Raw genomic sequence first — 8,631 nt, 5'->3', positions numbered from 1 at the left:
TCAGACCTAGATCCGCCAGTAGCTGGTGATGTTGGGGGTTCGTAGATCGTTGGAACGTGAGCGGGTGCCTGCCGTGCAGGAAGAATCGGGGTTACCACCACCAACCGATGATGTCCTGACGAGAGGCACCCGCCGGGTGAAGAGACTACGCAGATCGACCGGGCCGCGGAAACGGGCCCTGCGGGTTCGGGTCGGGCCGGCGGACCGGTCGCTGGCCGGGTTGGCTGGCCTGGCGGCGGTGAGCGACCTGGTGGATCGGCTCGGGGTCGTTGAGACGCTCGACGAGCGGGTCGGGCCGGTCAAGCAGCGGGCGCGGGGACTGTCGGGCGGGGAGGTGCTGGTCGGGTTGGCCACGGCGCAGCTGACAGGGCAGGCGACGCTGTCCGGGCTGGACCGGCTGCGTCTGGGCGAGGCGGGTGGGCTGCTGGCGGCGGTGCCGTTCGCGCCGTCGCGGACGGCGGCGAGGCGGGCGGCCAGGTTCGGGCCGGGCGGGTTGGCCGGGGTCGAGGCGACGGTCGGGGTGCTCGCCGGCCGCTGGCTGGCCCGGTTACCCGCGCAGCGCCGGGCCGAGCTGGTCACGGGTCGGCTGACGCTGGACCTGGACTCCTCGGATGTCGAGGTCTTCGGCCGCACGAAGCGCGGCGTGGCCTATACCTACGAGGGGAAGAAGGCCGGCCGGCCGCTGCTGGCGTCGTGGGCCAGGACCGGGCTGGTCCTGGCCGCGGACCTGCTCGCCGGCGACCAGGACGTCCGTCCGCGCGCGGCCGGCCTGTTCGCGCGGGCTCTGGCGAACCTGCCGGTCGCGGTCTGCGCGCCGCCGCTGCTGCAGCGCGCGGACTCGGGGTTCTTCACCGGCGACCTCGCCCGCGCCGCCGTGGCCGCGGGGGTGGACTTCGCGATCGCCGCGCCGCGTAACTCCGCGTTCTGGCGCGCCTACGCCGCCGTCGAGGAGACGTCCTGGACGGACGCGCGGGACATGACCGGCGCCCAGGTCGCCACCAGTAGCTACGCTCCGACCGGCTGGCCGCCCGGCACCTACACGATCATCCGCCGGGTGAAGGTCCCCGCCACCGAGATCTCCACCGACCCTCGCTCACGGCGGCGGCGCATCATCCCGAAAGCCCAGCTCACCCTCGCGCTCGACGGAATCGTCGACCATGCCTGGGCGGTCAGCTTCATCGTCACGAACATCCCCGCCAACGACGGGCCGGACATCGTCGCGCTCGAGCACTGGTTCCGCGGCCGCGCCGACATCGAGACCCAGATCAAGGACCACAAACTCGGCGCCGGCCTACGCCACCTGCCCTCAGCCGACCCGACCATCAACACCGTCTGGACGTGGGCCGCGATCCTCGCCGGCTGGCTGTCCACCCTGCTCCAGACGCTCACCGGGTTCGACCAGCGCGCCGGGCGCGCGCACGGCGACCGGCTCCGCCACGAACTGATCACCATTCCCGGCCGGGTCACCCGCCACGCAGGCCAACTGATCCTGCGCCTGCCACCTGGCCGCGACCAGCACCTAACCACCGCCCTCGCCCGGCTGCGCGCCCTGCCCGCGGCCGTCTGACCAGCCCGTTCTCCACGCGGAACACGCCCCCGGGCCGTGGACCCGGCGCTCACCCGGCACGACAGCCGGGCCTTCACCCTGCCCAGCCGTCGAAAACAACATCAACAAGCCCGAAAAGGGAAGATCACCGAACTTTGATCATGCAAGTCGGCGCTACTGGCGGATCTAGGGCTGACCAGGGGTCCGCGTGATCACACCGGACGGGCCCCGGCTTCGGGGTCGTTTCGGACGGCGTCGTCAACGAGAGTCTGGCGGCGCGGCGGCCGGCGTACTGTGCCCAAGCCGTGCGGCGTGTGCAACGCGGGTACCGACCAAAAGCCCGGCCCGACTGCCTAAAGATGCTGGTGAGAGGCCCGAACCTGCATCAGCACGACCGGTACCACCCCTGGGTTGCAGACGTCTACCGGGAGATCGATTGGGGCGTTGTCGTTGAGCAGGCATGATGCGCGCGGGCTCGGTGACCAGGGGATCATAAGCGCCTCGGCGTTTGATCCACTGAGGTCCGTTGACGTTAATCGGCGCTGGTCGTGAACTCGGCGTTATCCGTGGGGTCCACCGTCGTCCGGGGTGTTCCGTGAGCCGGGCTGCCGCCGTGGCTGCCCGCCTGACGAGCGGTTGACGCCTGCCTTGAGACGTCGGTGCCGGGTCCTCCGCCGTCTTCCGGGGTCGTGTGCTGTCTTGGCTCGGGCGGGTGGTCGGTTCGTCTCCGTGGACGGACTCCTGGAATCGCGATCGAGCTGGCGATGCCCAACGACTCGTGAATCCCGCTGGTGGGGCCAGACGCCGAGCCGGATCATCAAAGATCGTGTTCACCTCAGATGCCACAGCCAGACCTTGTCGTCGAGGCTGCCGGCGGCGAGTGTGCGGCCGGCCCGACGACGGTGCGGCTCGTCACCCACCTCGACGTCAACGACGCCGACATCCGCCGCGCCAGCGACGTCCTGACACGCCTGCTCGCCGTCCTGCCTTCCCCCGCCGGGGCGAACCCTGCCTGACCCGGCACCACAACCCGGGCCGCGCGGACCAGCGCCGCGGCAACAGGACGCTCCCGGCAGGACGGTGGCCGACGCGGGTCGGCATCCCTCCCCGGCGGTCGCCAGGCTGCGGCAAGCCGGCCTATGTCGTTTTTGGGTCGGCTCCCGGCTGCGGGCTGTCGGGAGAGGGGTCGGGCTGTGCCGGTCGCGCCTCCGGGCGGTCCGGTCCGGAGCTGAGGTTCACCTCTGCGCTGCGGGCCGCGGCCAAGTCCGCATCCGTGGCGGTCCCGGTTCTCCCGGGTGACTCCTGCCCTCGGGAGGCGTAATCGTCGCGCAGAGCGGACGCGATTCTCCCGCCGTCCTGCGACCACCCGAAACCCGTCCGGCGGACCCAGGCCCTGCCCTCCGCGGCGATGCCCTCCAGCACGTGGATCGTGTGCTGAACACCGGCAGCATCCTGTGTCAGCCGGGCGACCGACTCCGTGCTCTCGTCCACCCCGTGGGTCGTGTCCTCGTCCAGGCTCACCTCGGCCATCTGCATCCCGATCTTCGTGCCGTCCACCAGGACGAGTTCGAGCTTCTGCTCGTCACTGGCCGTCCGGTCGACCCGGATCGAAGCAACCACGTCAAAGCGGTAGTTCATCCGGTTCTGCTCCGTGAACACGCCGGTCTCGAAGTTCAGTCGGGAGACGAGGTTGCGAACTCCGTCGGCGGTGAGCAGAAAGACCGAGATCTGGTATTTGCGGAACCGCCACGGACCGCGAGGGACGCGGGCCGCGGTCTTGCCTTTTTCGGAGTTGGGGGGACCGCCTACCGGTGTCTCGATGAACGCGTGGGCGACGACGTTGCTGGCAGTGAGACGATAGTGACGCAGTGCTCTGTCCAGGAGGAGTTTGCGGTCGTGGTCAAGCCACTGGGCCAGCTCCGCGTCGCTGGGACGGTCGGCCAGCCGGGCCCGCCACCGTTCGAGTGCCGCCTGTCGTGCCGCGAGAACCTCGGCGTGCTGCGCCGTCTCGGCGACCCGGCGCCGGTGGTCGCCGTTCATGGCCAGCCAGGCACGTGCGTACCCGGTGGTGCCGGCCGACACGACGAGCACCGTTCCCACCGCCAGGAGGAGGTCGACGCCGGCCGCGGCGACCGTCGCCCACAGGCAGCCACCGACGACAGCGGTGATCCCGAGCGTTCCGCGGGCGCTCACCCCGGGCGCGACCCGCAGCTCCCGGCGGAAGGAGACGCGTGCCTCGCCTCCCGACAGGCGCTTGAGATGGGTTGCCTCGTGACGCAGCAGCCAGGCGATCCGCTCGATACTGATGCGGGAGTAGGAGTACTGGCCGACGATCTCTCGGAGCAGGCTGAACCGGGCGTCGGCGGTCTGCCATATCCACTGGTCGCTGGTCAGACCGTGAGGTCGATACGAGGCGACGTAGTACCTGAGCCTGCCTTCGACCTTGCGAGCAAATGCGCCGGGTGGGATCTCACTCCCGTCCTGCGTGTGATCGTAGGTCACGTTCCAGACGATTCCGCGCTGGAGGCCGAGCAGGCCGCCGACAAGGACGACGGCACACCCGAACAGCACCGCCAGGCGACCGTTGAGCGCGAGCTGTATCGCGAGATACACCGCCCAGGCCACGAGCGCCAGCCGCGAGATCTCGGCGCGCAGCCGGGTGTCGGCAGGAACTGTGGTCGGCCGTGCGCCGCGCGCCCGAGCCTCGATGGGCGGTGGTTCAAAGAACTTCCACACCCGGTCCTGACGCGCCCCGGCCTGCTGCCCACGGGCGGCGACGTCGATCGCGCGCCTCCACAGCTGGTCCTCGAGGGGGCCCTCCAGGAACTGCTCCAGGTGACGGAGAATCATCCGGCGCTGGGTCCGGCCGAGTACGCTCCGGTCCAGGGCGTCGAGCTCCTTGAGCGCCAAGGCCATCTCGTCCTCGGTCGCCGTGACCGCGTTCAACAGCAGGAACACAACGCGCAGCCCGTCGGTCCACGCGTCGTGGACGGCCGCGGGTGGGCCCGCCTGGAACTCCTTCAGCTGCCTGGTCTGCTCGGTTGTCAGCTCGTCCCGCGAACGCCCGCTCACCAGCGCCAACAGCCAGTGGAAGAGCATCCGGTCAGTTCTCGTCGGGCGCAGGACGGCCTCGTTCATGAGCTCCAGCGCCCGGGGCGGCATGTTGCCCTCCAGATGCAGGGCCCCGACCTCGAACCTCTCCTCAGGCGTCGCGCCGGGCGGGACCATGTACACCCGGACGTCACCGTGGACCGTCCCGGCCTGCGCGCCGACTGTGGCGGAGCCGCTGACCGAGTTGGTCGTCGACGACGGTGCGTCCCCGTCCCGAAACCCGGAGCTGTCGGTCATGACAGGCCTTGCGCGAGGGTGATGACAACGGCGATCCTCGCGGCGAGGTCGACCACGTCAATGACAAGGCCACGAACCTTCTTCAGCGACACCACCAGCGTGCGTCGGCTCTCCGGCGAGTTCGCCCGCAGGGCCTCGTCGGCGGCGGTGAGCTCGGCCTCGGCCGCCGCGAAGGTCGCCGCGTCCACGGTGCCGGCGGTGTGTGCCGTGGACAACTGGGCGCGGAAACCGGCCAGCGCGGTCGGCAGGTCGACCGGTGTCCGCTCGGTGGGGGCGCCGACAGTGACGTCGCCGTGGACGACGCCGGCCTGCGCACCGACCCAGGTGTTGCTGCCCGACACGACGTTACGGATGTTGTGGGTCGGCTTCGGCATGGCGGATGTCCTCCCGGTGCTCGTCACGGCCTCGGCCCGTCCGAGGTCGGCGGACAGTTCCTCGGCCAGCGCGATGGCGAACGAGGCCGCGTTCGCCACGGCCCGCGGCTGCCACTGCTGGCGGTCGGTCGACTCCTTGGTGCCGTCCGCGTGGTCGCTGATGCCGCGGACCACAACCACCGGCAGCGAGCTGTTCAGCTGGCCGGCCTGCGCGGCTCCGGCAGCCTCCATCTCGACGGCGAGCGCGTCGTTGTAGTGGACGTGCAGCCACCGGGCGAGCGCCGAGACGGTCGAGTTCAGCACCACCTCGCCGGCCGCGATCGGCCCGAAGTGCACCTGCGGGAGGGCCTCGGGCCCGGCCTGCTGCGGCACCCAGGACTGCGTCCGCTTCAGGTGATGGGCAATCTGCTCGGCACGGTGCGACATCGGCCAGGCGCGAGGCCGGCCCCAGTCGCCGTCGTTCTCGCTGGTGGCACCGTGAAAGGCATAGACCTGGCTGGCCACCACCACGTCGCCGAGCGCGATATGGCGATGCAGGGCGCCGGCCACGCCGACGAAAAGCAGCGCCGCCGGATCGAACTCGGCGATCGCGCGTTCGGCCAGCACCGCGGCTGACTGATTGCCCACGCCGACCAACGCCAGCGCCACCTGGCACCGGCCGGCCGCGAGCCGGCCTACCTCGAACCGGGTGCCCTGCGGATGGCGGCGCAACCGCGGATTCACCAGGTGCTCGCGGACCGCCTGGTACTCGAGGTCGAGTGCGGTCAGGATGACGATCGGTCTGGTCCTTGCCATTGTCCTTACTCCCCGTTCCAGATGGACTTTTCTCCGGAAACTGCGGCTGCCCCTCAGCCCGGTCATGTGAGTCCGGACCTGCGACAGGGGCCGATGGATGGACGGCATCCGCGGACGGCGGCCTGACGGATACGGCGTACGGCCGCGGCAGCGGCGTCGTAAAGGTCAGTCGGCGGAAGAACTTCCAGCCTCGTTCGGCCGCCCGATCGGCGGTGACAGGACGGTGCTGGGGCCGGCTTTGAACAGGCGTGCCGGGCGCCCGCCGAGGCTTCGCTGCTCTGCACCGGTGGGGACGAGGAATCCGTCCACCCCTTGGATCTTGCGATAGAAGTTCCTGGGGTCGAGCGGTATTCCCCATACCGCCTCGTAGACCGTCTGTAGCTCACCGATGGTGAATGTCGGGCCGCAGAACGCCGTGGCGAGCGAGGAGACCTCGAGTTTGCCTCGGGCCCGCTCGACCCCGTCGAGGACCAGCTGGCGATGATCGAAGGCCAGGTTCAGCTCGCCCGCGAGCACGCGGTCCGCCGGCAGCCAGGCCGCGTCGGCGGCGTCGGTGCCCGCGACCGGATCGGGCAGTCGAGGCGCGATGGCCAGGTATGCCACTGAGACGACCCGCCCGCGCGGATCCCGGCCGGGACGGCCGTACACCCCGAGTTGTTCCAGGTGTAGTTCCCTGGCGTCGAGGCCCGTCTCCTCCGCAAGCTCCCGGCGCGCCGCCGCGTCGAGATCCTCCTCGCTGTGCGCGAGAAATCCACCGGGAAGCGCGTGCGCCCCCCGGTATGGCTCTGTCCCACGCTCGATCAGGAGCACCCGCAGGCTCGCCGCGCGCAGCGTCAGAATCACCAGGTCGACGGCGATCAGGACAGCCGGCGGTTCCCAAGGAACATCGATCACGCTGCGAGACTAGCTTTTTGTCCGACCGACAGGAAGAGTTGTCGGTTAGCCGACAGCTGCTCACGCCTGCGCTACGACCCCTGATCGTCAGTGTCGGAGAAGGCTATGCTCCGCGATCTGTCCAATCGGGACGAGGATGCCTCACGGGGCAACCAGGGCTGCGGCGAGGTAGCACATCGGGCTTGATTGACTACGAAGCGTGGTGGCGCTGGTAGCTCCCTCGCTGGGCTGGGGGTCGGGTGTTGTGGTTTCGGCAATGCGTGGCCGGACACCGGCCGCATAGACCGGAGTAATCGTTCGCAAGTTCGTCGGCGGACGCTTGGCGCGATCGGGCTGGGGCGCCTTCGGCTGGTTTGGGAAACGGTCGGTATTGTGATGGGAGGGCCCGGTACCGGCGTTGCGAAGAAAGTGGCCTTCTGTTTCGGACATTGAAAGCGCAACAACCATTGTCAGGTTGCCACCGACGCCGAGCAGGTCGCCCGCACCATCACCGACCCGGACTACCAGGCTCAGGCGCTGGCAGACGTGGCCAGGGTGCTCACCCAAGCAAACAGCCCTACGGCGGCTAACCGTCTTCTCGCCGCCGCCCTGAGTATCGACGACTGGAGCCGTCTACCGCTCCCTGAAGTCGCAGCCGTGAGCTCGGATGCCATCCGTGTATTGCTGCCGCAATTGTCAACAATCGCGCAGCCTGATCGCTCCCGCCGTCTTCGCTTGACCGTCGGGCTGGCGTCGCGCCACGCAAAGGCGTGGCCTTGATCGCAAAAAGCGGCAATTCGGAAGTGCGCTGCCGCTTCGAGGGAACGTCGTCATGCCCGATCCGCGGGAGATGCTGACCAGCAGGATTCGCGTGATCATATCGGACCGTCATTGGCTTCTTCGAGGCTGGCTCGGGGACCGCGTCGCCAACGGGGCTCTGGCAGTGTGGTACCCGGTGTACTGTGTCCGAGCCTTCGGCGTGTGCAACGCGGGTGCGGACCAAGGGTCAGCCTGACTACCTAAAGATGCTGGTGAGACGCCTGAACCTACGCCGGCACGACCGGGTCGTTGTCAGTGTAGACGATCCAGGCGTCCGGGGCGAGGCCCGGATCTCCACCGCGGCGGTGCTGGCGCCCGGGAAGGCGGCCCGTGCCTGCTCGGCCGCCTCCCGATCAGCGGGGAAGTTGTCCTTGCCGCCCAGGTAGTAGTCGTACATCCGGGCCGCGTGCGGCTGGTCGGTCCTGAGATCGACCGGGCTGCGTTCCGCCGCAAGGCTCTTCCACCATTGCCCGACCTCCGGGTCGTGCCGGTCCGCGCTCGTCACCGCAATCAGCCCCTTGGTAATTGGACGATCCTCACCAAATTCCCTAGACGAGTGATTCCTGAGGGTCAGTGATCGTAGGCGATCAACGAGCGGATCACCGGCGCGCCGGTCTTGTGGTTGTGCCAGAACCCAGCGGCCAGGGCCATGATCCGCTGGGCGACCCGGATCGCGATGCCCTCGTAGGTCCGTCCGCCGTGTTCTTCCAGGTCAAGCCGCCCCTTGAGGGTGTCGTTGACCGACTCGATCAGCTGTCGGACGCTCTTGAGCAGGGACTCCCCGGGCCGGATCTTCTCGTTCTTGCGGTGCGGCCGGAGCAGTCCGATGCCCTCGTCGGACAGGTGTTTCTCAAGCTCACCGGAGGCGAAGCCCTT

General features: G+C 69.2%; 5 protein-coding genes and 2 pseudogenes. 2 read left to right on the top strand and 5 right to left on the bottom strand.

Going from position 1 to position 8,631, the window contains the following annotated elements; genetic code table 11:
* Positions 1-136: 136 nt before the first annotated feature.
* Together AC08OV_RS21255 and AC08OV_RS21250 are read left to right on the top strand one after the other, a co-directional pair.
* A complete protein-coding gene (locus AC08OV_RS21255) occupies positions 137-1,567 on the top strand; it encodes an IS1380 family transposase (protein WP_476620179.1) in 1,431 nt (476 codons plus the stop codon).
* 818 nt (positions 1,568-2,385) lie between these two features.
* Positions 2,386-2,562, top strand: a complete 177-nt coding sequence (locus AC08OV_RS21250) for a hypothetical protein (protein ID WP_476615024.1) — start codon at positions 2,386-2,388, stop codon at positions 2,560-2,562.
* A gap of 121 nt (positions 2,563-2,683) precedes the next feature.
* Here AC08OV_RS21250 and AC08OV_RS21245 read toward each other — a convergent pair whose 3' ends face one another.
* From AC08OV_RS21245 to AC08OV_RS21225, 5 genes and pseudogenes are all read right to left on the bottom strand, one after another.
* Entirely contained in the window at positions 2,684-4,894 is a 2,211-nt protein-coding gene (locus AC08OV_RS21245; protein WP_476615025.1) for a hypothetical protein, read from the bottom strand.
* Positions 4,891-6,063 (bottom strand): 5'-methylthioadenosine/S-adenosylhomocysteine nucleosidase, encoded by a 1,173-nt coding sequence (locus tag AC08OV_RS21240; protein ID WP_476615026.1) that lies wholly within the window; start codon positions 6,061-6,063, stop codon positions 4,891-4,893. Before AC08OV_RS21240 ends, AC08OV_RS21245 begins: the two co-directional genes overlap by 4 nt.
* A 165-nt stretch (positions 6,064-6,228) precedes the next feature.
* On the bottom strand, positions 6,229-6,957 hold the full coding sequence (locus AC08OV_RS21235; RefSeq protein ID WP_476615027.1) for an NUDIX hydrolase: 729 nt from the start codon (positions 6,955-6,957) through the stop codon (positions 6,229-6,231).
* A gap of 1,081 nt (positions 6,958-8,038) precedes the next feature.
* Positions 8,039-8,260, bottom strand: a pseudogene (locus tag AC08OV_RS21230) (SAM-dependent methyltransferase); the annotation flags it as partial.
* A 65-nt stretch (positions 8,261-8,325) separates the two neighbouring features.
* Positions 8,326-8,631: pseudogene (locus AC08OV_RS21225) on the bottom strand (IS982 family transposase); the annotation flags it as partial.

Source organism: Frankia sp. CeTa3Moorea, from assembly GCF_978021225.1.
This window is presented reverse-complemented; position numbering and strand designations above follow the sequence as displayed.